Source organism: Acinetobacter sp. YH12211, assembly GCF_013418015.1.
Taxonomy (GTDB): Bacteria; Pseudomonadota; Gammaproteobacteria; order Pseudomonadales; family Moraxellaceae; genus Acinetobacter; species Acinetobacter towneri.
Genome location: NZ_VPCW01000020.1, coordinates 1 through 24911, shown reverse-complemented (window position 1 = coordinate 24911; position 24911 = coordinate 1). Strand labels below are relative to the sequence as shown.

Below are 24911 nucleotides of genomic sequence, written 5' to 3'. Positions count from 1 at the left end.
CTATTGTAGAGATGTGGATAAGTACATGCTTATCCACATTATTTCCAGCCCAATTCTATGGCAGTGATTTCGTTAATACGTGTCTGTTGTAACGATTCAGGCATTTTACTTTTGCTTTGCGAAAGTGGTACATAACCCGCCATCAGTTCAGCCTGTCGTTGTGGATATAACGGTTGCTGATTTGGGTCTGCATAACCAATCGGATAAATCGGCTGACCTGTGCTTAAATCATATTTATCTGTGGCACCAAAGGTATGCAGTAATTCATGCACCATCACCAACGTATTACGCTGACTGTGCGCAGCAGAAGCAAATAAATTCACCGAGCCAATTTTGCCTTTTTGCAAAGCGGTGGAATGCTTCAAAATTTGAGTTTGACTCGGATCATAATAATTCAGGTACAGTGTCACTGTTGCAGCACCATCACTGCTTTGTCGTTGCTGCCAAGCGTAAAAACGGAACTTTAAACTCCAAAGTACGGTGCTCAGTAGCGATGCTTGCTCAGGCACTTTTGGTGGCAACTGCTTTAATTCTCGCCCCTGTTTGAAATAAAGCGCAATCGGTTGCCCACGATACTGCAAAGAAGCTTGTTTTAGATAGTCTTGAGCTGAATTTAAGTTATTGATATTTAATGTATTGATATAGTTTTGGGTGTTTGATCGTCCATCGGTATTGATTGGATGTAACAATACGATGATAGGCTTATTCCAGGCTTGATTCTGATCACGCCAAGCATTGACTGCAACGACCAGTAAAACCAGCAATAAGCATAAAATTCGAATTTTTTTCCACATACTTTAAATATCTTTAGGCAATCACTTTACCAAGTTTAATCTTATTATCTTTAAACTCGACCCAGCCACCCGCAATTGCTAAAACTGCTTCCTCAAGAGAAGAGAATCCGTAAGGAACAATATCGAGCTCTGGATCCAAGCGCTTGATCGCATCAACTACTGAAGCAATACTTACCCAGTTATTTGCATGTGATACCTGTTTCAAAGCTTCTTGCGTCAATTTGATAATGGTCTTAAAAGTTCTTTTTCTTACCAACAATTGACTTCTAACTTCTTTAATTTCAAATAATTCTAACGATTTAATTAAGCCTGAAAATTTAGCTCTTTTATAATTTCTCGAATCAAAATCAGGCTTAACAACATTAATGTATTGATGAACAACCAAAAGGTTTGCCCAACCATGATCATCAGCTTTATCACGTATTGTTTTTAAAATTAGTGCAAGCACATCCTTATCAATTGTAATTTGACCTTGTGTCACCTGCTCATTTGTATTTTCCTTTAAATCTACAGTTTCACCATTGGTGAGGTTTTTCACATCAATGAAACGATCACAAGCGTTTACAAAAGATATTGGTGTTGTACCCTTACCAAAACCATGAACAAAAAGCCCTTTCTCTCGAATTTTCAAAGCAAGGGGAGTAAAGTCACTATCACTAGAAACTAAGCAGAAACCATCAAATATTCCCGAATACAATAGCTCCATAGCATCAATAACCATTGCAATATCAGTCGCATTTTTTGAAACCGTATAAGCATATTGTTGTACAGGTGTCATGCCACATTTAAGTGATATTTCATACCAGCCCTTTAGTGTTGGGTTGCTCCAATCACCATAAACTCGTTTGACACTTGCTATACCTGATTTGGCGATCTCTTCTAATACAACTTCAACATTCACCATGGATGTATTATCAGCATCAATTAATACTGCTATTTTCTTTGGATTAAGATTCACAAAACCTCTCTGTTTTTTATTTTTCACATTTCAAATTATATGATTTAAAAAAATGCTGACCGAAGCCAGCATTTTCTAATTTGGATAATTAAGCCTCAACCCATTTACCATCTTGGTAAACCAATGACCATTTGGTTTGTTTGCCTTCAGGCGTTTCCGAACCAATATATTGCGCTTGATTCTTACGGCTGAATTTCACCAATGTTGGATTACCCTCTGGGTCTGCATCGGGTGCTTGCAAAATAAACTGATATTTCGGATCAAGCTGTTCTGCAACTGTGCGCAATTCCGCGACTTTCGGTGCACGGGTTTCACGTACTTTCGGGAACTTACTGGCTGCCAAGAACAAGCCTGCTGCACCATCACGCAACACAAAGAAATCATCGTGTTTGGTTGAACGTAAATGTTCCATTTTAATTGGATCAACACGCGGTGGCGCAGGCTGACCATTCTTGAGTACTTTTCGCGTGTTTTCACAGCTGGTGCAGGCAAAATAAGGGCCAAAACGACCTGTTTTCAACTGCATTTCGCCATCGCACTTGTCACACGGAATGGTTGGGCCATCATAGCCTTTAATTTTGAACTCGCCTTCTTCTAGCTCAAAACCTGCACAGTCTGGGTTATTCCCACAAATGTGCAGTTTACGACCACCATCAATCACATAGCTGTCCATGGCAGTTTCGCAAATTGGACAGCGTTTTTTAGACATCAAATCTGCAGTTTCAGCGGTATCATCATCCGACAATGCAGCAAGCGACTCGACAGGAGTTAGGTTCAGAGTTCCCTTGCAACGTTCTTTCGGTGGCAAGTTATAGCCTGAACATCCCAAGAATACCCCTGTTGTACCTGTACGAATCTGCATTGGACGTGAACATTCTTTACAATGTACTGCATCGACCTCTACAGGTAGATTACGGCGCATGCCTTGTTCGCCCTGTGCATTGGTCAAACGCTGCTTGAAGTCACCATAAAAACTGTTGAGTAAGTCTTTCCAGTTACGTTCTCCATCTGCAACTTTATCCAGCTGACCTTCCAAGTCTGCTGTAAAATCGTAGTTCATCAGGTTATTAAAACTTTCATCCAGACGATCTGTAACAATCTCACCCATTTTTTCGGCAAACAGACGACGGTTTTCCAGTTTGACATAACCACGGTCTTGAATAGTTGAAATAATCGCAGCATAGGTCGATGGACGTCCAATACCTTTTTTCTCAAGCTCTTTCACCAAAGAGGCTTCGGTAAAACGCGCAGGCGGTTTGGTAAAGTGTTGTGATGGATCAAGCTTCTCTAATTTAAGAATTTCACCGACTTTAACTGCAGGCAGTAACACATCATCATCCGATTTGTTTTGCCCACGCACTTTGGTAAAGCCATCAAAAACTAGCGTACGACCTTTGGCTTTTAACTCGACACCATTGGCATCAACCAAAATGGTCGATGATAAATATTCGGCTGGTGTCATTTGGCAAGCGACGAACTGACGCCAAATCAGATCATATAAACGCTGTGCATCGCGCTCTACACCCACCAAACTGTCGCCTTTAAGCGCAACATTAGATGGACGAATCGCTTCGTGCGCTTCTTGTGCGCCTGCTTTATTGCCATAACGATTTGGTTTAGCAGGCAGATATTTTTGACCAAACTCCGCTTCAATATGCGTACGCACCATATTGACCGCGTCATCACTCAGGAAGGTCGAGTCTGTACGCATATAGGTGATAAAACCTGCCTCATACAAACGCTGTGCTAGCATCATGGTTTTCTTGACTGAAAAACCAAGACGGGTACTCGCAGCCTGTTGCAGCGTTGACGTGATATACGGCGCACTTGGGTTGACTTTGGTCGGCTTATCTTCACGTGCAGATACGGTGTATTGCGCATCTTTAATCAAGTTCAGTAAAGCATCGGTTTCAGCTTTGTTGCGTAACTTGAGGGTTTTACCCGCTTGCTTAACCGCTTCTAGACGAATGTCATCTTTTTCAGATTTAGTATCTGCAAAGACTTGCCAGTATTCTTCAGGGATAAAGGCGCGAATTTCACGCTCGCGCTCCACAACCAGCTTCACCGCAACTGACTGCACTCGTCCTGCCGATAAACCACGGGCAATTTTTTCCCAGAGCAGTGGCGAAATCATAAAACCCACCACGCGATCTAAGAAACGACGTGCCTGTTGGGCATTGACTTTGTTGGTATCTAAACGCGCAGGATGCTTAAAGGCTTCTTGAATCGCATTTTTGGTAATTTCGTTAAACACGACACGTTGATAACGTGAGTCATCTCCACCAATGACTTCTTTTAAGTGCCACGCAATCGCTTCCCCTTCACGGTCCAAGTCCGTTGCGAGATAGACTTCATCGACCTGCGATGCCAGTTTTTTTAATTCAGCGACTACATTTTCTTTGCCTGGCAGCACTTCATAGTGTGCTTTCCAGTCATGTTCAGGATCAACCCCCATACGGTTGACTAATGCTTGTTGAGCTTTTTCAGCTTTCTGAGCCTCGGTCAGTTTGGTTCGGGTGGTGGTTTTCTTTTCTGTGGTTTTTGCGCCACCACTGGTTGGCAAATCACGCACGTGACCGACCGAAGACTTCACAATGTAGTCCGAACCAAGATATTTATTGATTGTTTTCGCTTTTGCAGGCGACTCCACAATCACTAAGGCACGTTTGTGACCAGCTTCAGATTTGGCTGCAGTGCTTTTGGATGTGGACCGAGGAGCGTTCGCCATAAGTAACCGTATTTCCTATTTAATGGTTTAAAAATTAACGTTCAGCCAAGCTATGTAAAAAGGCTTTCATCTCATCTAATTGAGTTGCGCGAAGATCGGCTTCTTCATCCCAATAGATTCCTACACAGTTTGCCTGCATATCAATAGCATAAATGCCCTTTAATGCAATGGGTAAGCCTTGGAATTTCTCATCGCCATGCAACAGTTCTAGCTTTTGGTCTGTCACTAAAGCACGCATTAACGGTAAACGTGCATCGGCAATGAGTACACTGTAATACGCCACCATACTGGCACGTGATTCCGTGGCTTTCGGGATTTTTGTCCAGTCAGGCGCAACCACCAAACGAGGGTGTAGTCCCATTTTTCGGGCTTTTTCACGCATCAATCCTAAAGCTTTTTCTCTTGGGCTGACACGCAGACCAAAAATAGAGCCCATCACAAATATAATGATGGCAACGGCAACCCAAATTCCAGTATTTTCCATAGTACAACCTTTCTATTCTTATATTAGAGTTGCATAAGCACAATATAAAACGCAAGATTAAAATAAGCTGTGATTTATTTATTTCAAGTGTTTTAGTCTATCTGCCTACAAACAGCTTAAAATCGTCTTACGTGAAAAGGCATCATTTTCAAAACTTTAAATGGTTGATAAATGATGACTTAAATCAGTCTTATCGATAAAAAAATAATCTTGCAGATGGGTTTTAAATCGACACATACCATTAATCGAAAAATTCTAAAACTTAGCTTAAAAACATCTCATGACTATATAGCACTTCATGTCCATTCCAATAAATATAGCCTTTTTCAATCAGTTCTTTGAGCAATAAACGAATATCAGATTTTGGAAATAACCGTTCCAGCAAATCACGCAATTCATAAATATCTTTTGGTTTTTCACCTTTTAGCTCACGTAACTTTTTGGCAACTTCCCATTGCACAGGGTCAATTTGGCTAAAGTTTTTAAATAAACTGTGCTGAGGATGTGGCTCTACGGCTTCAGTTTGCGCCACGATTGTAGAAGTGACTGTCGCCTCTTGCGTAGATTCTTCCACGACATCTAGGTCAAGTTGAGCCCATTGTTTCAGAACTTTTTTACGAAAGCTAATTTGTTCATCCACCCGCTTTACAATTTTCAGGCTCATCAACATACCAACCACATGCTGCACTTTGTCGGCCTCAAGTTGCAAAATATTGGCAATTGAGTGTTTTAAAGCTTCTAAGTTGGTTGGCTTGCCTGACATTTTTGCCAGCGCATCACAGTACTTTTTTACCAACAGCAATTCAGGTTTGCTGCGAATTGCCATTGGGCTTGGTAAACGATTTTTGCTTTTCCCAGACTGCATTTCAGGCTGAATATGAATCAGGTGACAGGCAATTTCAGATGCTTGCAACATTTCCATTAAAATCTGAATACTGTCAGCCGCAGAAATCACTTCAACTTGTGTTTCTGGCTCTAGCAGTGCCATCAGTTGCCCAACTACCACTGCATATTCAAACTCTTTAAACTCTGCGCGCGGGCTGTCTAAAATCATAAGTTGACCCGTACTGATCCAGCCAGCGAGTTCAGTTAAATCCTGCAAGTTATATTCAAATTTTCCTGCACAATTAAACAGATACACACTCGGATGATGCTCAATAATTTCTCGCAACAAAGTCGCGGTAGGCAGGTTGTTTTCAAGGTCAAGTAATACAACTTTAGAGGACATAAACTTTAGCGGACACAATAGGGTTTAAAAGATTCAGGCACAGCAGCCGAGCATTACAGCGGGAAGTACAGCAAAGGTCAAATTAAAATCAGCACGGAAACCAATACCGTTGATTAAGTACGATTGATTAATAGTGTGGTGGGCGATTGGTCATCGGGTCAAATGGTGCAATCCCATCCGACAAATCTGCCGACTCTACCCGCTGATATAACAACTGCATTTGTTTCTTTAAATCAGCAATTTCCAGACTTTGATGAACCACTTGTTCATTCAATTGCTCAACTAAATCGTCCAAAAATGCAATTCGCACTTGCAAATCTTCAATGGGTGCGGAAAATGACGCCTGATCATCTATACTTTGTTTAGTCATTTCAAATCCTCATTTGAGATTTTTTAGGAAACACTATGGCCTATATTACTTTAAGGGATGTCCAACTTGCATTTGGTGGACCTGCCTTGCTCGACGGCGCGAATTTTAACCTAGAACGTGGCGAACGAGTGTGTTTGATTGGCCGTAATGGAGAAGGTAAGTCTACTCTACTTAAACTGATTGAAGGAAGTTTACTGCCCGATGCAGGTGAAGTGTCCATTCAAAATGGCATCACCATTGCCATGTTGGCGCAAGATGTACCCATGGATTCAGGCAAAGTCGCCGATATTGTGGCCGATGGTGCAGGTGAAGCTGCTGCAGTATTAAAAGCCTATCACGAAGCCAGTGATGCCTGTGTATTGGGCGATATGGATGCCTGTGACCGTATGGGGAACTTGCAACACAAGCTAGATCAGCTTGATGGCTGGGCGCTAGAAAATAAGGTCAATGCCATTTTAAGTAAAATGGGACTTGATCCAAATGCCGACTTAGCCGATTTATCCGGGGGACGTAAACGTCGTGTATTGTTAGCACGTGCCCTGCTCACCCAACCTGACGTGTTGTTGCTAGATGAACCGACCAACCACTTAGATGTGGAAAGTATTGAATGGCTAGAAAAATTCCTACTCGATCAAAATAATTTAACTCTACTGTTTATTTCGCATGACCGTGCTTTTGTCGATAGTATCGCCACCCGCATTGTCGAGTTAGATCGTGGTGTATTACGCAGCTACGAAGGTAACTATTCACGTTATTTAGATTTAAAGGCGCAGCAACTAGAAGCCGAAGAAAAACAAAATGCGCTGTTTGATAAAAAACTGGCCGAAGAAGAAGCATGGATTCGTCAAGGCATTAAAGCACGTCGTACCCGCAACGAAGGACGTGTGCGTGCCTTAAAAGCCTTACGTGAAGAATCAAAAGCACGTCGCTTCCAACAAGGCAAAGTCAATATGGCAGCGCAGGAAGCCAATCGCTCAGGCAAACTGGTCTTTGATATTGAACATTTACAAGTGGCCTTTGGCAATCAAGCTCCGATTATCAAAGACTTTTCAACACTGGTATTACGTGGCGATCGTATTGGTTTAGTTGGCGATAACGGTGTCGGTAAAACCACCCTGATTAAAGCCATTTTAGGTGAAATTGAGCATGGTGGCTCTGTCAAAACAGGCACACAACTGGAAATTGCCTATTTCGACCAATTACGCAATGTCTTGGATTTGGAAAAGTCGGTCAAAGATAACGTGTCTGAAGGTTCAGACTTTGTTGATGTGAACGGACAACGTCGTCATATCTATAGTTATTTACAAGACTTTTTATTCTCACCAGAACGTGCACGCACGCCGGTTAAAGCTTTGTCTGGCGGTGAACGCAACCGTATTTTACTGGCAAAATTACTACTCAAACCATCTAACCTAATTGTGATGGATGAGCCGACCAACGACTTAGATATGGTCACTTTAGAGTTGCTTGAGGAAATGCTCAGCGACTATAAAGGCACCTTATTGCTGATTTCACACGACCGTGCCTTTATGGACAACGTGGTGACTTCAACTTGGGTATTTGATGGCAAAGGCAATATTGATGAATATATTGGCGGCTATCAGGACTATTTGCAGCAACGCCCAGACCAAACTGTGGTTGATCAAAAAAGTGATGTTAAAAAAGCCGTTGCCAAAGCCGAAGCGGCTGCAGCAGCACCAACGGCTAAAAAAGTAAAATTGAGCTACAAAGATCAACGTGCTTTAGAGCAGTTGCCAGGTGAAATTGAAGCACTGGAACAGGAACAAACCGAATTGGCTGAAAAACTGGCGGATGGTTCTTGGTTTGTAACAGATGCCAATGCAGCCACCAAAGCCTCACAGCGTTTGGCTGAAATTGATGAAGAACTGCTGGAAAAACTGGAGCGTTGGGACGAACTGGAAAACTTGGCGAATGGTAACTAGGGTCTATTGACACTTCGTCTACGCTTGTCCTGAAAGACTTCGCAAAACCGTTTTAAGCATCTTTCCCATTGGACGGATGCTTTTAAATTTTAAAATCGGTTCGTGCTAAACTGCAACGATACAACACTTTACACGGTCATTATGAGTCAACACACTGAATATCAACCAGGCGAATTTCAATGGTCTTTCCTGTTGCCAAAATATTGGGGCATCTGGATTGGCATTGTCTGCCTGATGATTTTAGCCATTTTGCCGTGGGCGATTCAGTATCGTTTGGCGCAGCTTTTAGGCAATCTTGCCTTTAACAGCATGAAGTCACGTCGCGTAACTACGTTACGCAATTTGGAAGTGTGTTTTCCTGAATGGAGCGAGGCTGAAGTACAAGAAAATGCTCGCCAAGTCTTTGTTGATCAAATGCTGGGCGTATTTGAAACCTTAAATGCGTGGTACTGTCCACAGTGGTTTAAAGGACGTACTCAGGTTGAAGGTTTAGAACATATTCAGCAAGCCCAAGCAGATGGTCGCGGGGTTTTATTGTTAGGTACACATTCTACTCTGCTAGATGCAGGCGGCTATGTCTGTGCGCAATATTTTGACCCCGATGTGGTCTATCGTCCACAAAACAATCCCTTACTGGACATGCTGATTTACCGTTGTCGCGCCACCATTTACGGTCATCAAATTGACCACGATGACATGCGTGGTTTAATCCGCCACTTAAAAAATGGTCGTGCCATTTGGTATAGCCCAGATCAGGACTTTGGTTTAAAACAAGGTGTTATGGCGCCATTTTTTGGCGTGCCTGCTGCGACAGTTACAGCGCATCGTCGTTTACTTAAAATGACCAAAGCCGCAGCAATTCCGTTATATTTTTACCGTACAGGTGAGCTTTCCAACCCTCAATATAAAGTCTTGATTGAACCTGAACTGCTGGATTTCCCAGGCGCAGATGAAGTTGCAGATGCAACGCGCACCAATTTCATTATTGAGCAGCAATTACGGATCGCTCCTACCCAATATATGTGGTTTCATCGTCGGTTTAAGAGCCGCCCCGAAGGTTATGACAGTATTTACTAATCTGTACGGCAGAAGGAAAGATTCATGAAAGTCATGCAGTTATTACCCGAATTAAACAGTGGCGGTGTAGAACGCGGTACGCTCGAAATCGCCCGAGCCTTGGTCGCTCAAGGACATACGTCATTGGTGGTGTCGAATGGCGGACGGATGGTTAACCAACTCGAAGCTGAAGGTTCCACTCATTTAAAGTTAGCCATCCACAAAAAATCATTATCAAGCTTGTGGCAAATCCGTCCTTTACGCCAACTGATTGTGCAACATCAACCTGATATTGTGCATGTACGTTCCCGCGTACCTGCATGGCTAACTCATTTTTCCCTAAAAGGTATTCCAGCCGAAAAACGTCCACACTTAATTTCAACTGTACATGGTTTTTATTCAGTTAACCGTTACAGCCAAATTATGACCCAAGCGGAAAAAGTGATCGCAGTTTCTGACAGTGTAGTCAAATACATTCGTGATCATTATCAAAACTGTCCACCTGAAGATATTGTCCGTATTTATCGTGGAATTGACCCTGCTGCATTTCCGCACGGGTATCAACCTTCGGCACAATGGATGCAACAAACCTATCAAGATTTCCCAGAACTTGAACATAAGTTTTTAATTTGTTTGCCGGGACGTATCACCCGCTTAAAAGGTCATGAAACATTGATTGATCTAATTGCGAAATTAAAAACCCAGTATCCACAGATTCATGCTGTTGTTGTAGGCGGTGCAGATGTTAAAAAAGCAGCTTATTTACAGGAACTGGAACGCAATATTCGGGATAAACATCTGACCGAAGCGATAACCTTTGTTGGACACCGTTCTGACATTCGCGAGTGGCTTGCGTTTAGCGATATTGTACTTTCACTTTCCAATCAGGCGGAAACCTTTGGACGCACTGCACTTGAGGCTTTATCTGTAGGAACACCTGTGATTGGCTGGAACCGTGGTGGTGTGGCTGAAATTTTGTCACAACTGTATCCGCAAGGGCTCATCGCAGCAGATGACCAAGTGGCTTTATTCAATGCAGTGCAATTGCATCTGGAAATACCGCAAAGTGTCACCCCTGTTGAATTGTTCAGCTTGGCAGATATGTGTCATCAAACCTTAGATTTATATCAGCAAGTTTTGCAGTCAAAACACACCTAAAGCCTTAAAACTGAATCGAGCTGATTGAAATTTAATTTGTTTAAAAACAATGAGAATGAAAAAATAAGCCCTAAAAAATCATCGCCCGAGTTCTACATCCTGTAAAACTCGGGCTCATGAGGTTGTGCTTTCAAAACTTATTGTTATTTTATTGTATGGCGTTCCTTACCTACATCATATCCTTGATGTTTATCCCTCAGCGTCGTCTTCCTTAATGGGATATTCCGTTCCCGAGTCCTTGTGCTGATGAATTAATCTTAACCAGATCAGTCAGAATAAAACATGCGTCATGTGCCTAAATCCGTGTAAGCCATTTCGTACACTTTTCGTTTAATTTCTAAACCGATTTATCCTGTGCTTTATACGGTTGTGCAATTTCATCGGTCACCAGTTTTTCTTCTTGCTCTGCTTTTTCAATCCCATCCTGAATCGCCTGTTGTGCTTCCTGCTCATCGGCATCGGTTTGCGGCAGTTCTTCCTGAATTCGATCAAACACCCGCCCAGTTTGCAATACCACATACACAGGAAAATGATCTGAACCAATATGTGCTAAACGCTGCATATCTACCAATGCAAAATCTGTGCTATGAAAAACATGGTCTAACGACCAACGCAACAAGGGATAATCGGCATGAAAGGTATTGATGTAATGACGCCCTACCCGTGGATCAAGCAAACCACTAATCCGCTGAAACAGTCGTGTCGTACGTGACCACGCCACATCGTTTAAATCACCCATTACGATACAGCTTTCATCTAAATCTTTGATTTGATCGCCTACAATCAACAATTCGGCATCTCTTAAAACTGAATCTTTGGCTTCGGTAGGACTTGGTGGTTTAGGATGCAAACAATACAACTGTACAGGCTGCCCCGAAGGCAAAATCACACTGGTATGAATGGATGGAATTTCATCGCTGAGAATAAATTTGATCTCACTGTCTTTTAATGGCAAACGGCTATACAAATGCATGCCATATAAATTATCTAAAGGTGCAGCGACCCGATAAGGATAATCGGCTTCAATCACAGACAAGGCTTTCTGCCAAGCCAAATCAGATTCTAGGGTCAACACCAAATCTGGTTTTAAGGCTTGAATATGTTCAATTAAAAGATGATATTTTTGATTTGGTGTCAGAACATTGGACACGATTAATGAAATTTGTTTTTCAGGATTTAGCTGTTCTGGACGAACTTGTTTGACCTGTTTTCTCCACAGCAAGGTGTAGGGCAAGACCATTTTGAGCTGATAAGCCAAAGCCGCAATCAGCCCAATTAAAATCACTTGGCTAGACACATCCCACGTCTGCTCCCAAATTAGGAGCAAAACAAAGGCAATGATGCCCAAAACCAAGATCTGTAAACGTGGAAAATCTGCGCCCCGAATCCACCATTCATCACGCGGAATCAGTGACCAAAAACTTAACCAAATGACTAATATTGCAAGCCCTTCTACCCAAATCATCTTGCTTTACTCTTTTGTATTTTTTGTCGTTTTTACATGAAAACCAAAGTTATCAATTTTGTATGTAACACAAACAAGAGATTTCACTCAATAATACTCATGTTTTGTTCATGTAATGCTTGCAGTTGCGTCCCCTTTTGATAGACTTATATTCCTTTATTGTTTTTTAACGCACCGAGGCAAAGTGACATGAAAGTAGGTCTGGTCGGTTGGCGCGGGATGGTGGGTTCCGTCCTTATGCAACGTATGGTTGAAGAAAATGATTTTGCTCATTTTGAGCCATTCTATTTCTCTACCAGTAATGCTGGCGGTGAAGCACCAGCGTTTGGTGGTAAGACTGCCCCAGCACTTATGGATGCAACAGATATTGAAAGTCTGAAGCAAATGGATGTCATTATTACCTGTCAAGGTGGTGATTACACTTCTGCCGTTTTCCCGAAGCTTAAAGCTGAAGGATGGAATGGTTACTGGATTGATGCTGCATCTACCCTACGTATGGATGATGAAGCGATTATCGTACTTGATCCAGTCAACATGAATGTCATTAAAGATGGCTTGGTGAATGGCACCAAAACATTTGTGGGCGGTAACTGTACTGTTTCACTCATGTTGATGGGCTTGGGTTCATTATTCCAAAACAATTTGGTGGAATGGGCAACTTCAATGACCTATCAAGCAGCTTCTGGTGCAGGTGCGCAAAACATGCGTGAGCTGATCACAGGCATGGGCTACTTGTATAACAACACCAAAGACTTGTTGGATGACCCACGTTCACCAATTTTAGACATCGACTCTAAAATTGCCGAATTACAACGTGGCGAAGGTTTCCCATCGGCAAACTTTGGTGTGCCTTTAGCGGGTTCTCTCATTCCATATATCGACAAACAGCTTGAAAGCGGTCAGTCAAAAGAAGAATGGAAAGGTCAGGTTGAAACCAACAAGATTTTAGGCAATCAGCAGATTGTTCCAATTGATGGTCACTGTGTGCGTATTGGCGCAATGCGTTGTCACTCTCAGGCAATCACATTGAAGCTGAAAAAAGACGTTCCACTGAACGAAATTGAAGATATGATTCGTCAATCAAGCCAATGGGCAAAAGTGGTACCAAATACACGCGAAGCATCAATGACCGATCTTACCCCAGTTGCAGTTACAGGGACTTTAACAGTACCTGTTGGTCGTTTACGCAAAATGAACATGGGTAAAGAATACCTTGGTGCATTCACTGTAGGTGACCAATTACTTTGGGGCGCAGCAGAGCCATTACGTCGTATGTTACGCATCTTAATTGATTACAAAAATGCTTAAGCTTCGTCTTGAGCACTGAATCATTTTTGATTCTGTGATCAATCTCAACAAGCCAGTCAAATTTGACTGGCTTTTTTATGTAATCAACGTGTTAATATTTTACAATCGACCTACAACTCGCTACTCTATCCTTTTCGCCTTGCGATAAATGACCGAGCTAACAATTAAGATGACTGTATATAACAAATTAAAGATCGCCATTTTATCTATTTTGGCTTCACAGCAAATGTATGCAATGAATGTTGACCCGATTCAAATTCAGTCAACAACTGGGGAATTGCTCTATGCCGAAATCAACTTTCGTCAATCGAATGTGAATGAAGCGATTGATGTTAGTTTAGCTACGGCCGAAGATCTGATGTCGATTGGTGCGAGCCACCGTCCGCCTGGTCATCTTAACTTTTTTACACGTCGTAACAGCAACGGTACAGGGGTCATCACCATTACCTCATCTCGACCTCTAACCGAGTCTGAGTTGAATATTGTGGTCAAAATTAAAGAAGGTAATGCAACTCGCCTGCAACATATTCGTACACCATTAAAACGCAGTGCACCTGCGCCATTGGCCGCTATGCAACGCAGTAATGAACAAGCTTTAACGCCTGTCATGATTGTCAATGAGCAAGATATTGCTTTAAATTTACCTGTAAGTACGGCCTATCAGGTTGAAACACCCAAAGCAATTGAACAACAGGCTTTTGAAGCACCGCTAACCATTAAACGCAATACACCGCCTGCGTTAAACCATCAAGCAGTAACAGTGATTCAAACTGCGCCAAGCCGTAGCGCAGCGAGTGAAAATACGACTGTTGCTGCTCCAAAAGCAGCGCCAGCAAAAACAAATAACAACCCAACACCGACAGCATCTACAGCGACTACGTCAGTCACTGCACAACAATCGGCTGATCCATTGGTACAAAAATTTGCTGAACAGCAACGCACGAAGCAACTGGCACAAACTCAGCCTGCTGCTGCCGTGAAAAAGCCTGCACAAACAGCGGCTGCACAGGCTAAACCAAGCCCTGCCACAGCCATGCCTGCAGTCAATACCCAACACGTGGTGCAATCGAATGAATCATTATGGGCAATTGCCTCACGCATTGCGGGTGAAAATAACCGCCCTGTTGCTGAAGTGATGCAGCAAATTAAAGCCAATAATGAGCATGCTTTTATTCAAGGCGATGCCAATCGTTTGCGTCGTGGTGCGACCTTAAATTTACATGCACAAGCTAACTCTAAAACAGAGAAAAAAGCCGCAATTCCAAAACCAGAAACGGCCAGTACACCACAATCAGGCAAAGCCAAATATCGTTTAAATCAAGCAGAAATGAGCCTCGTGGCAGAGAATCAACAGGACTCCACCCACGGTTCTGCCAAGAAGAACACACAATCCACACAAACTTCGGGTGACTTGTCATTAAAAGTTATGACATCCCGTGAGAAAACCGTTAAATTACAGAGAAACGTAACAGAATTAGAATTGGCATTACGTCAGAAGGATCACAGAATTCAATTACTCAACGCGCGCCTTGCTGAACTGCAACAACAATTGCAAAAACAACAAGCCGCAAATAAGCCAAAACACTAAATGTTACACACAATGATTTTTTGGGATAAGGTCAAACAGGGACCACATCCTCAAGGGGTATAAACATGCTGATTTATGTGATTCCGTTTATTTTATTACTGGTGATCGCAATTTTCTTGAAAAAGCGTGAAGCAAGTAAAGAAGCCGAACCAAACAACAAGAAAACAGCAGCGCCAGCCAAAACCAGTGCCAAGAAAACCACAACTACCAAAAAAGTTGCCCAGAAATCGGTGGTGGTTGAAGAGGTTGTTCCAACACCACAACACTCTACCCCTGTTCCTGTAAAAATCCAAACCAACATTGAAAACCTGATCAAAGAACGTAATTTCTTTGCTGCAGAAGCACAAATTAACCAAGCATTAAAACGTGATAACTCATTGCATGGTTTGTATTTGTTATTGCTTGATATTCATTTACAACAAAAAGATGAATTTGCAATTGATCAATTGCTGAATCATTTACGTTCTTTAGAGCTTGACGATATTCTGTCACAAGCTGAAGCGAAAAAAGCCAGTCATGCACATGAAGATATTGCTGAAAAATCAGCAAATGAAGCGCTGACAGCAGCTCCAAGCAGCTTAGATTTTACTGCACCTGTGAGTACGCCAAATCAAACGGCTTCTTTTGACCAGTTACAGCACGAACTGACCTCAAATAAAACTGCAGAACCTGAAGCAGCTTTAGAATTTGACACCTCATCGTTAAATTTCAGCCCTGCAGCTACACCTGTTGTAGAAAAAGCAGCCGAACCTGAAGTCAAAGCAGAACCTGCTGCACTGGATTTTAATTTCTCACTCGATTCCACAGCAGCAGAAGCAAAAACTGAAGCGCCTGCAATTACAGCTGAACCAAGTGTAAGCCCTGCAGAGGAAGTTAAACCGCTCGACTTCACGTTTGATTTAACACCAAGTCCAGCTGAAACAACAGCCCCAGAATCAACAGTCAATGAAGCTTCTTCAGTCAAAGCCCCAAGTCTAGACTTCAATTTTTCTACACCAGAAAGCGCATCTGCGGTTGAAGCAAAAGCTGAACCTGCAACGCCTGATTTTAATTTCACATTTGACAGTGCGCCTGCTGAGGAAACCAACCTTCAGCCTGCAATTGAACCTGAAGTCATTGCTGCACCAAGTATTGCACTTGAACCTGCTGCAACCGTTGTCAGCACAGATGTTGATCTAAATGATCCATTGGTGAAATCATTCCCAGACTTATCTCAAGTAGATGAAATTCAGTTGAATTTAGACTTGGCGAACCAATATGTGGAATTGGGCGCTTATGATGCTGCGAAAGCTTTACTTTGCGAACAAGGCGCAAATTATTCTGCTGAACAACGCCAACGTGCCGATCAGTTACTGAATCAAATCGCTTCTTAATTCAAATCAGATTAAGATAAAGCAGTCATTCTTGGCTGCTTTTTTTATGATGAAAAAAATTGCGTTAATCTATATGGGCGGCACTTTTGGCTGTGTCGGTGAACCACTAAGCCCAATGCCTGCGGAGCAATTTCTGCCACGCTTGGCACAGGTCTTACCCCTAAATTTAGAGATTGAATGCTTTGTTGCCCCTGTCATTAAAGACAGTAGTGCCTGCACAGCCGCAGACTGGTTACAGCTCATTCAATATATTCAAAAATTACAACACGATGATTTTCAACATTTCGTTATTTTACATGGCACCGACACCCTCAGCTATGCCAGCGCAGTCTTGGCACGTTTTTTAGCGCAAAGTACCCATGTCATTCTCACGGGTAGCCAATATCCCTTACTCAATGCACAAGGCACAGATACCCGTGAATTTAGTGATGCCTTGGACAACCTAAATTTTGCTTTACAACAGATTCATCAAGTGACTCAGGGAGTATATCTGGCCTTCCATCAGCAACTGATTCATGCCGCAACGGCACTGAAACAACACACCACCGAGTTAAATGCATTTACAGGTCAGTCTGCTTTGGTTTACACGGAGAACAAATCGCAGAATGAGCCAGCATTCAACATTAGCACTCAACATATTGAAAAAGCCCAGCACTTTAACTGCCTGAACTGGATGTTACAGCCAATTGCCATTTCCGCTTTGGTCGATAATTTAAAAGCCTTACAGCAACAGCCACCACACTGCCTCATTTTACAGAGTTATGGTACAGGCAATATGGCCGTCAATGCCGAAGTGATTGAGTTAATTCAGGCCTTACAAGCTCAACAATGTGCCGTGATTCTCACCACCCAAGTCACTTTTGGTGGCATGCAACAACGCTATGCGATCAGCCAGTGGTTACAGGACAGTAAAATTTTAATCAGTGATTGCCAAAGTCACGCAGATCTTTATGCCAAAGCCTTAAAAATGTATTTACAATACGACAGCCTTGCACAGTGGTATGCGCATTGGCAGTCTTCAGTGTGATTTGAGGTGATTATGCAGCGTTTTGCAATCGGAATTGAGTTTTGTGGCATTCGGTATCGGGGTTGGCAAACCCAGCAAGCAGGCGTACCTAGTGTGCAGGAAACCATTGAAAAAGTTCTGAGCAAAATTGCCGATGAACCCATTATTTTACATGGTGCAGGACGTACCGATGCAGGCGTGCATGCAACCAATATGGTGGCACATTTTGATACGCATGCCATTCGCCCTGAACGCGGTTGGTTGATGGGTGCCAACAGCCAACTACCCAAAGACATTGCAATTCAATGGATTAAAACGATGGATATGGACTTCCATGCTCGTTTTAAGGCTCAGGCACGGCGTTATCGCTATGTCGTGTATAACAATCCACAACGCCCTGCCTTGCTGCACAAACAAGTCACTCACGCTTATTATCCCTTAGATGTCGATAAAATGATTGCGGCTGCGCAGAAATTTGAAGGGACACATAATTTTGAAAGCTTTCGTGCCGCAGCGTGTCAGTCCAATCAGCCTGTCCGTCATGTCAGCCATTGCCGCTTAATTCGTCACGGCAATTATTTAGTGTTAGATATTCAAGCCGATGGTTTTTTGCATCACATGGTTCGCAATATCATGGGTTGTCTATTGGAGATCGGGCAAGGTTTGTATGACATTGCACATATTGACCAAATTTTTGCAGCTCAAGACCGTAAAGCAGCAGGAATTACTGCCCCGCCAGATGGCTTGTATTTTATTCAGGCACATTATCCTGAACAGTATGATTTACCGAAAGTTCCTTTAGGGCCACATTGGTTAAACATGCCGGAATAATTTAATCCCTCCCGACCTCCCTTTTCCAAAGAGAGGAGCTCCATTTCGAGGCGTTAAAAACGAAAGTCCCCCCCTTTGAAAAAGGGGGATTTAGGGAGGATTCTGTTTAGGAAAGGTTTTAAATTTTCAAACTTAACGCTGTTTACGTTTTCTATATTCCACTGGAGTTTCATTGGTCCAGCGTTTAAAAGCACGATAAAAAGTACTTGGCTCTGAAAAACCCGTTAAGTACACAATCCGCTCCACGCTTTCATTGGTATTCGATAATAATCGTTTAGCCAAACGACATCGATAATCGGACAGAATTTGCTGAAAACTGGTATTGGCTTCACTCAATTGGGTACGCAAACGACGTGGCGTGATATTCAATTGTGCCGCCACTGTTTCTAGTGTCGTTTCTCCACTTTCTAAGGTCGAACCAATGGCACGGCGCACTTCACCAACCAAATCATAACGCGCCAGTTCCTGCAGTTTTTCCAATGCCAACTGTTCGTGTAATTGCAATAACTCAGGTTCTGCCTGCCACAGTGGATAATCCAAAATACTCGGATCAAAATACAAACGCGTTTCTTTCTGCCCCAAACTCACAGGACATTCAAAGACACGGAAATATTCATCATCTGCAGCACCATCACTAAAGTTAAAGTCAATATAAATAGGCTGAAAACGACCTTCGGTAATGAATTTAAAGAAGCGTAAAACACCCGACATGGCGCATTCAGAAAAATGACGATTGACGATATTTTCTGACCACGGCTGCACGCCATTGGTTAAATAGCAGCGTCCATCTTCCACCACCAATTTGGCATCAAAAGCATCACTAATCAGGCGTTGATAAGCCAAAGCACGTTTTAGGCCTTCACCAAAGTTTTCTGAAGAAATAAACAAATGTTCAATCACCTGCCCGCGATAAAGTGGCAAATGTTCCCCCAGATGTAAACCAATATCAGGGTCTTTACTGACTTCCTCAGCCGCAACCCAAAACGCATATTGTGCATTTAAAGGCGTACGTTCATTGGCTTCGACCTGATTTAAGGCCACACCTGCTTTTGTTAAAATATCTTCGGTTGGCAACCCCGCACGACGAATCGCTTGGTAGCCTAAACGCAATACAACCGATGCATCAGTTAGCTGACCCACGCAAAAACCTTCCTTGTATGTACTTCATTTATACTTAAAAAGATTGAAATTAGATTAACTGCGATTGACCGAACTGACAACCTACCCAAGCCCATTTTTACAGAAAAAGTATAAACCGATGATTCGCTTATTTTACTAACAGATGCGCTGTGTATAGGGTAAAGCATCTTGTTTTTTTCAGAAAAATTGCCTATAATTTGCGCCTTTCCAATTTGATACTCAGGTAGGCTATGGCCAATAAAGAGGAACTCATCGAGTTCGAAGGCGTTGTCACCGAAACGCTTCCTAATACTATGTTTCGTGTACGTTTAGAAAACGGTCATGAAGTGATTGCTCACATTTCTGGTAAAATGCGTAAACACTATATTCGTATTTTAACAGGCGACAGTGTGAAAGTTGAAATGACACCTTACGACTTAACCAAGGGTCGCATCACTTATCGCGCACGCTAAGTTTTAGAGTAAGCTAAAGCCACTTTCGGAGTGGCTTTTTTACGTTCACTTAAAAAAATTCTGTTTAGCCTTTAATTCGTCCCCGCCGCTTATCGAATCACCACATTCTTTTCTTGCATTGCCTTCTACAATAAAGTTTTGAGCAAGGGAGAAAAAGCATGTTATTTCGATCCTGCGTTGCTTGTATAACAGGTCTTTTTGCGCTCAGTTTAGTGGCGTGTAGTAGTAATCCACCGCATTCCACTTTAAACCGCGATGCGTATTTACAGCAATTTATTGGTCAATCTAGCCAATATATCCTGACCCATTTGCAATTAAGCCAAATTGGCTATCAACAGCTTGGTACAGCTCAAGCTACCCCTCAATTGCTACATTACCGTATCATTATTCGTCCTGTACGTGTTCCGATCCCTATGGCGCAGCATCCCACTACAGGTATTGGTGCTGTTCCGTTAAATATCGGTATCCCGAGTCATGAAAGTTACGATGTTGCACTGACTTGTGATTTGTATTTTCGCCTACAGCAGGGTATTGCTACCGCAGTGTATGTTTCGGGACAACGCTGTTAAGTCTCCTAGCTAAAACACTCTGAAAGTACAAAACCAATAAAAAAACGCAGCCCGAAGACTGCGTTTAATGATTTGATTTTGAGCTGTAAGCGATAGGTTAAATCGCTTAAATTTTTAGTTGAGTGCCGTAACGACTGCTTGACCCATTTCAACAGTACCAACTTTATTCATGCCTTCAGACATAATATCGGCAGTACGTAAACCTTGATCTAATACATTGCCTACTGCATCTTCAATGGCTTTTGCTGCCGCTTCTTCGCGGAAGGTGTAACGTAACATCATTGCCACAGAAAGAATGGTTGCCAATGGGTTTGCCAAGTTTTGACCTGCGATATCTGGCGCTGAACCATGGCAAGGCTCATACATACCTTTGCCATTTTCGTCTAAAGATGCAGATGGCAACATACCAATAGAACCTGTCAACATCGCCGCTTCATCAGACAAGATGTCACCAAACAAGTTACCTGTCACCAATACGTCAAATTGTTTTGGCGCGCGTACCAATTGCATCGCTGCGTTATCGACATACATGTGCGACAAGTTGATTTCTGGGTACTGTTCTGCATGTAACTGAGTCACGGTTTGCTTCCACAATTCAGTCACTTCCAGTACGTTGGCTTTATCCACCGAACATACTTTACCGCCACGCAATTTCGCCATTTCAAACGCTACTTTTGCAATGCGTTTGATTTCTGACTCAGCATATACGTCGGTATTAAAACCTTGTTTTTCACCATTTTCTAATTCACGGATACCACGTGGCTGACCGAAATAGATACCACCTGTCAATTCACGCACGATTAAGATATCTAAGCCTGATACGATTTCAGGTTTTAAGCTTGAAGCATCTGCCAATTGTGGATACAAAATTGCAGGACGTAAGTTAGCAAATAAATTGAGTTCTGAACGCAATTTTAATAAGCCACGCTCTGGACGGATTGAACGCTCAATGTTGTCCCATTTTGGACCACCAACTGCACCCAATAAAATTGCATCGGCTTTTTTCGCTTGCTCAGATGTCACTGCTGGGTACGGTTCGCCATGTGCATCAATTGCAGAACCACCCAATAAACCTTGTTCCCAAGTCAAACCCAAATTGAATTTTTCATTGACACGTGTCAGCACTTGTTCAGCAGCTTTCACAATTTCTGGACCAATGCCGTCACCAGCTAAAATCAAAATATGTTTTGACATGAGAGTTTCCATTGTTCATGACAGTCAAAGACTGTGGGATTAAATTTTTTGTTCTACAAACTCACCCAAGCCATTTAAGACATTGTAGGGTTTGCAAAAACGTCGAATGGTTTTGTTGTTTTGCACCAAATCTACACATAAAGGATCTGGCGCAGACACATTTAATAAGCTGCCTTTAGTACGACTTCGATCACGATACATTCTAAAGGTATATTTTTGCTTGGCATTAAACTTATGAATTACATGCAGTTTTTCTGCACGATCTTTAGAAATGGGATAAAAGCGAATCACCAATTCATGTTGTTTAGGCGGTACAGATAAATACAAGGCATTGGATTTATTTAAGGATGATTCCTGTAAACGCACTAAACCCTCCTGAATGGCAGCACGTGTAACACGATGTTTTTCTGCATCGACAATTGTGACCGTATTTAAACGCTCAAACTCACAATCATCTGTACCCGCACAGTAAATCAGTGCATTGGATTTGCTTTGTTCAGTTTCTTTCACCTGTTTAATGCGTGCTGTATTCCACGTTTGGCATGCGCTTAGCATGGTGATACATAATCCAATGACAGCAAGCCGACCGAAAATTTTAGTCATTGTTCGCGCCCAACCTCACCTGTTAGATACAAAATATAAAAATTATTATGTGCCGATGTTAGCAAGAGTTAGGCAGCGATGCTATGACAAATTTCAGCGAATTTATGCCTGAATTTCGGCAAAAACCCATGGACGCGACTGCTTAGTATTCTCTTCATAAGCACGAATGTCATCGGCTGCTTGTAATGTTAAGCCAATATCATCCAAACCATTCAATAAACAGTGTTTACGGAATGGATCTACTTCAAATTTAAATGCCGTACCGCTTGGTGTACGTACTTCTTGTGCGTCCAAGTCGATGGTTAATTGATAGCCTTCAGTCGCCGCACACTCTTTAAATAATTGCTCGACCTGCTCTTCAGACAAGATCACAGGCAACATGCCGTTTTTAAAGCAGTTATTGAAGAAAATATCGGCAAAGCTTGGTGCAATAACGGTACGGAAACCATATTCATTCAATGCCCAAGGTGCGTGCTCACGGCTTGAACCACAACCAAAGTTGGCACGTGAAATTAAGATTGAAGCACCCTGATAACGCGGCTGATTCAATACAAACTCAGTATTAATCGGACGTTTTGAGTTGTCCTGACCCGGATAACCTTCATCTAAATAACGCAATTCATCAAATAAGTTATCGCCAAAACCTGTACGTTTGATAGATTTCAAAAACTGTTTTGGAATGATTAAGTCTGTATCGACATTGGCACGGTCTAATGGTGCAACGATACCTTGTTCAACGGTATATTTTTTCATGTTTAATTCTCACTGAATCCGTAACCTCTCCCTTGCCCTCTGCTATAGCGAGAGGGAACGCCATCTCTCTGAGAGAAGGCTGGGATGAAGGCATAACTTAGAATGAACGTACGTCTACAAAATGACCTGCGATTGCTGCCGCAGCTGCCATTGCTGGACTCACCAAATGGGTACGACCACCGTTACCTTGACGACCTTCAAAGTTACGGTTTGAAGTCGATGCACAGTGTTCACCCGGTTGCAATTTGTCTGCGTTCATTGCCAAGCACATTGAACAACCTGGTTCACGCCATTCAAAGCCTGCTTCTACAAACACTTTGTCTAAGCCTTCTTGTTCCGCTTGTTGCTTAACTAAACCAGAACCTGGAACCACCATCGCCTGTTTAATACTTGCTGCAACTTTACGACCTTTAATCACTTCAGCGGCTGCACGAATATCTTCAATACGCGAGTTGGTGCATGAGCCAATAAATACGCGGTCTAATTGAATATCTGCCAAAGACTGACCTGCAGTTAAGCCCATATATTGATAAGCACGCGTCCAGTCATTGCGCTGTACATCATCTTTCGCCTGCTCTAAAGTTGGTACGGCTTGTGATACTGGAATGACCATTTCAGGTGAAGTTCCCCAAGACACTTGCGGCTCAATTTCTTCGCCTTGTAATACCACTACGGTGTCAAAGTGCGCGCCTTCATCTGAGTGTAAAGTATTCCAGTAAGCAACTGCTGCATCCCATTGCTCGCCTTTTGGTGCATAGTTACGACCTTTCACGTATTCAATGGTTTTGTCATCCACAGCGACCATACCTACGCGCGCGCCTGCTTCAATCGCCATATTACATACTGTCATACGTCCTTCAATCGACATATCACGGAATACTTGACCACCAAACTCAATCGCGTGACCTGTACCGCCTGCAGTACCAATTTTACCAATGATCGCTAAAACGACATCTTTCGGTGTAACACCTTGACCTAATTTGCCATCTACACGCACTAGCATGTTTTTCATTTTCTTTTGAACTAAGCATTGGGTTGCTAATACGTGTTCAACTTCAGACGTCCCAATACCATGCGCTAAACACCCAAATGCACCGTGAGTCGCTGTATGTGAGTCACCACAAACTACGGTCATACCTGGCAAAGTTAAGCCCTGCTCAGGCCCAACCACGTGCGCAATCCCCTGACGGATGTCGTTGATGTCAAACTGCACCACATTAAAGGTTTTGCAGTTGTCATCTAAAGTTTGTACCTGAATACGTGAAGTATCATCTTCAATACCTGCAATACCGTCCGCACGTTCTTTTTTAGACGTTGGTACGTTATGGTCAGGCGTTGCCACGTTGGCACTTAAACGCCACGGCTTACGTCCTGCAAGTTGCAAACCTTCAAAGGCTTGTGGAGAAGTCACTTCATGCAATAAATGACGGTCGATATACAATAAAGCCGAGCCATCATCACGTTGAGTGACCAAGTGATCATCCCACAATTTGTCGTACAAAGTTTTTGCAGCTGGATTTTGTGCTTGTTGGTTTTCGCCTGCCATGTCAGATCTACTCCACTGGACTGGGTAATTTTTTCATTAATTTGATTATAACCGCGAATTTGTATAAATCTAATTTATCATTTTTATTAATTTAAAAACTTTTAGGAATTATTTAGTTGTTTCTAGCAAAATAATTTTTATCCACTGGAGCGTAAAACCTCGTGGTTCAGCACGAGGATATAAGCGACTGGAGTAAACCATATGAACGACACGAAATGTCGTTTTAAATTTTTGTAATATAGTCACTATTAAGAAAAATACTGTTAAAATAATTGGATGAAGACACTCAAATTACGCATAAAAGACAAACATTGCAAGGTGCTAAATCAGTTAGCATCCGAAGTAAATTTTGTCTGGAATTATG

22 protein-coding genes and 1 pseudogene are annotated in these 24911 nt (G+C 42.4%); 10 read left to right on the top strand and 13 right to left on the bottom strand.

Annotated elements, in window-relative coordinates:
* Window positions 1-38: 38 nt before the first annotated feature.
* The 7 genes and pseudogenes from FTU98_RS10010 to FTU98_RS09985 all read right to left on the bottom strand — a co-directional run bounded on the left by FTU98_RS10010 (window position 39) and on the right by FTU98_RS09985 (window position 6562).
* Window positions 39-794, bottom strand: a complete 756-nt coding sequence (locus tag FTU98_RS10010; protein ID WP_180051360.1) for a hypothetical protein — start codon at window positions 792-794, stop codon at window positions 39-41.
* Between the two features lie 13 nt (window positions 795-807).
* A complete protein-coding gene (locus FTU98_RS13990) occupies window positions 808-1014 on the bottom strand; it encodes an OST-HTH/LOTUS domain-containing protein (RefSeq protein ID WP_338150046.1) in 207 nt (68 codons plus the stop codon).
* 24 nt (window positions 1015-1038) lie between these two features.
* Window positions 1039-1752 (bottom strand): annotated as a pseudogene (locus FTU98_RS10005) (NYN domain-containing protein); the annotation flags it as partial.
* A gap of 88 nt (window positions 1753-1840) precedes the next feature.
* The gene (gene topA / locus FTU98_RS10000) at window positions 1841-4480 is read right to left on the bottom strand and encodes a type I DNA topoisomerase (RefSeq protein WP_167845766.1); all 2640 of its coding nucleotides are present in this window, start codon (window positions 4478-4480) and stop codon (window positions 1841-1843) included.
* A gap of 34 nt (window positions 4481-4514) precedes the next feature.
* Window positions 4515-4964, bottom strand: a complete 450-nt coding sequence (locus FTU98_RS09995; protein WP_004976129.1) for an ammonium transporter — start codon at window positions 4962-4964, stop codon at window positions 4515-4517.
* 262 nt (window positions 4965-5226) lie between these two features.
* Window positions 5227-6192 (bottom strand): hypothetical protein, encoded by a 966-nt coding sequence (locus FTU98_RS09990; protein ID WP_179989444.1) that lies wholly within the window; start codon window positions 6190-6192, stop codon window positions 5227-5229.
* 127 nt (window positions 6193-6319) lie between these two features.
* On the bottom strand, window positions 6320-6562 hold the full coding sequence (locus FTU98_RS09985) for a SlyX family protein (RefSeq protein ID WP_004976120.1): 243 nt from the start codon (window positions 6560-6562) through the stop codon (window positions 6320-6322).
* A gap of 35 nt (window positions 6563-6597) precedes the next feature.
* Between FTU98_RS09985 and FTU98_RS09980 the strand changes: the two genes are divergently transcribed.
* The 3 genes from FTU98_RS09980 to FTU98_RS09970 all read left to right on the top strand — a co-directional run bounded on the left by FTU98_RS09980 (window position 6598) and on the right by FTU98_RS09970 (window position 10719).
* Window positions 6598-8505 carry an ATP-binding cassette domain-containing protein gene (locus tag FTU98_RS09980; RefSeq protein ID WP_004976119.1) on the top strand — a complete coding sequence of 636 codons (1908 nt, stop codon included), beginning with the start codon at window positions 6598-6600 and terminating at the stop codon, window positions 8503-8505.
* A gap of 141 nt (window positions 8506-8646) precedes the next feature.
* Window positions 8647-9582 carry a lauroyl acyltransferase gene (locus FTU98_RS09975; protein WP_180051358.1) on the top strand — a complete coding sequence of 312 codons (936 nt, stop codon included), beginning with the start codon at window positions 8647-8649 and terminating at the stop codon, window positions 9580-9582.
* Between the two features lie 24 nt (window positions 9583-9606).
* The gene (locus FTU98_RS09970) at window positions 9607-10719 is read left to right on the top strand and encodes a glycosyltransferase family 4 protein (RefSeq protein WP_180009186.1); all 1113 of its coding nucleotides are present in this window, start codon (window positions 9607-9609) and stop codon (window positions 10717-10719) included.
* 337 nt (window positions 10720-11056) lie between these two features.
* On the opposite strand, the gene FTU98_RS09965 is transcribed toward FTU98_RS09970, so the two are convergent.
* Window positions 11057-12184: an endonuclease/exonuclease/phosphatase family protein gene (locus tag FTU98_RS09965; RefSeq protein WP_180009185.1), complete on the bottom strand. Its 1128-nt coding sequence runs from the start codon at window positions 12182-12184 to the stop codon at window positions 11057-11059.
* 189 nt (window positions 12185-12373) lie between these two features.
* Between FTU98_RS09965 and asd the strand changes: the two genes are divergently transcribed.
* The 5 genes from asd (at window position 12374) to truA (ending at window position 18290) form a co-directional block, all read left to right on the top strand.
* Entirely contained in the window at window positions 12374-13492 is a 1119-nt protein-coding gene (gene asd, locus FTU98_RS09960) for an aspartate-semialdehyde dehydrogenase (protein WP_004976115.1), read from the top strand.
* A 169-nt stretch (window positions 13493-13661) separates the two neighbouring features.
* Entirely contained in the window at window positions 13662-15080 is a 1419-nt protein-coding gene (locus FTU98_RS09955) for a FimV family protein (RefSeq protein WP_242770122.1), read from the top strand.
* Window positions 15081-15145: 65 nt separating this feature from the next.
* Window positions 15146-16453 carry a fimbrial protein FimV gene (locus tag FTU98_RS09950; protein WP_180051356.1) on the top strand — a complete coding sequence of 436 codons (1308 nt, stop codon included), beginning with the start codon at window positions 15146-15148 and terminating at the stop codon, window positions 16451-16453.
* Window positions 16454-16499: 46 nt separating this feature from the next.
* Window positions 16500-17480, top strand: coding sequence for an asparaginase (locus tag FTU98_RS09945; protein WP_004976109.1), 981 nt, complete (start codon window positions 16500-16502; stop codon window positions 17478-17480).
* A 12-nt stretch (window positions 17481-17492) separates the two neighbouring features.
* Complete coding sequence (truA, locus tag FTU98_RS09940) at window positions 17493-18290, top strand: tRNA pseudouridine(38-40) synthase TruA (RefSeq protein WP_154321070.1); 798 nt, start codon at window positions 17493-17495, stop codon at window positions 18288-18290.
* Between the two features lie 132 nt (window positions 18291-18422).
* Here truA and FTU98_RS09935 read toward each other — a convergent pair whose 3' ends face one another.
* Window positions 18423-19430: an AraC family transcriptional regulator gene (locus FTU98_RS09935; RefSeq protein WP_004976104.1), complete on the bottom strand. Its 1008-nt coding sequence runs from the start codon at window positions 19428-19430 to the stop codon at window positions 18423-18425.
* A 230-nt stretch (window positions 19431-19660) separates the two neighbouring features.
* On the opposite strand from FTU98_RS09935, the gene infA reads away from it, so the two are divergent.
* Together infA and FTU98_RS09925 are read left to right on the top strand one after the other, a co-directional pair.
* Complete coding sequence (gene infA, locus FTU98_RS09930) at window positions 19661-19882, top strand: translation initiation factor IF-1 (protein ID WP_001284370.1); 222 nt, start codon at window positions 19661-19663, stop codon at window positions 19880-19882.
* Between the two features lie 158 nt (window positions 19883-20040).
* Window positions 20041-20451 carry a hypothetical protein gene (locus FTU98_RS09925; RefSeq protein ID WP_167845758.1) on the top strand — a complete coding sequence of 137 codons (411 nt, stop codon included), beginning with the start codon at window positions 20041-20043 and terminating at the stop codon, window positions 20449-20451.
* 114 nt (window positions 20452-20565) lie between these two features.
* Here FTU98_RS09925 and leuB read toward each other — a convergent pair whose 3' ends face one another.
* The 4 genes from leuB to leuC all read right to left on the bottom strand — a co-directional run bounded on the left by leuB (window position 20566) and on the right by leuC (window position 24547).
* Window positions 20566-21645 (bottom strand): 3-isopropylmalate dehydrogenase, encoded by a 1080-nt coding sequence (gene leuB / locus FTU98_RS09920; protein WP_004976098.1) that lies wholly within the window; start codon window positions 21643-21645, stop codon window positions 20566-20568.
* Between the two features lie 39 nt (window positions 21646-21684).
* Complete coding sequence (locus tag FTU98_RS09915; RefSeq protein ID WP_154321072.1) at window positions 21685-22248, bottom strand: hypothetical protein; 564 nt, start codon at window positions 22246-22248, stop codon at window positions 21685-21687.
* Between the two features lie 102 nt (window positions 22249-22350).
* Complete coding sequence (leuD, locus tag FTU98_RS09910; RefSeq protein WP_180009180.1) at window positions 22351-23001, bottom strand: 3-isopropylmalate dehydratase small subunit; 651 nt, start codon at window positions 22999-23001, stop codon at window positions 22351-22353.
* A gap of 97 nt (window positions 23002-23098) precedes the next feature.
* Window positions 23099-24547 (bottom strand): 3-isopropylmalate dehydratase large subunit, encoded by a 1449-nt coding sequence (gene leuC, locus FTU98_RS09905; protein WP_004976092.1) that lies wholly within the window; start codon window positions 24545-24547, stop codon window positions 23099-23101.
* Window positions 24548-24911 lie beyond the last annotated feature (364 nt).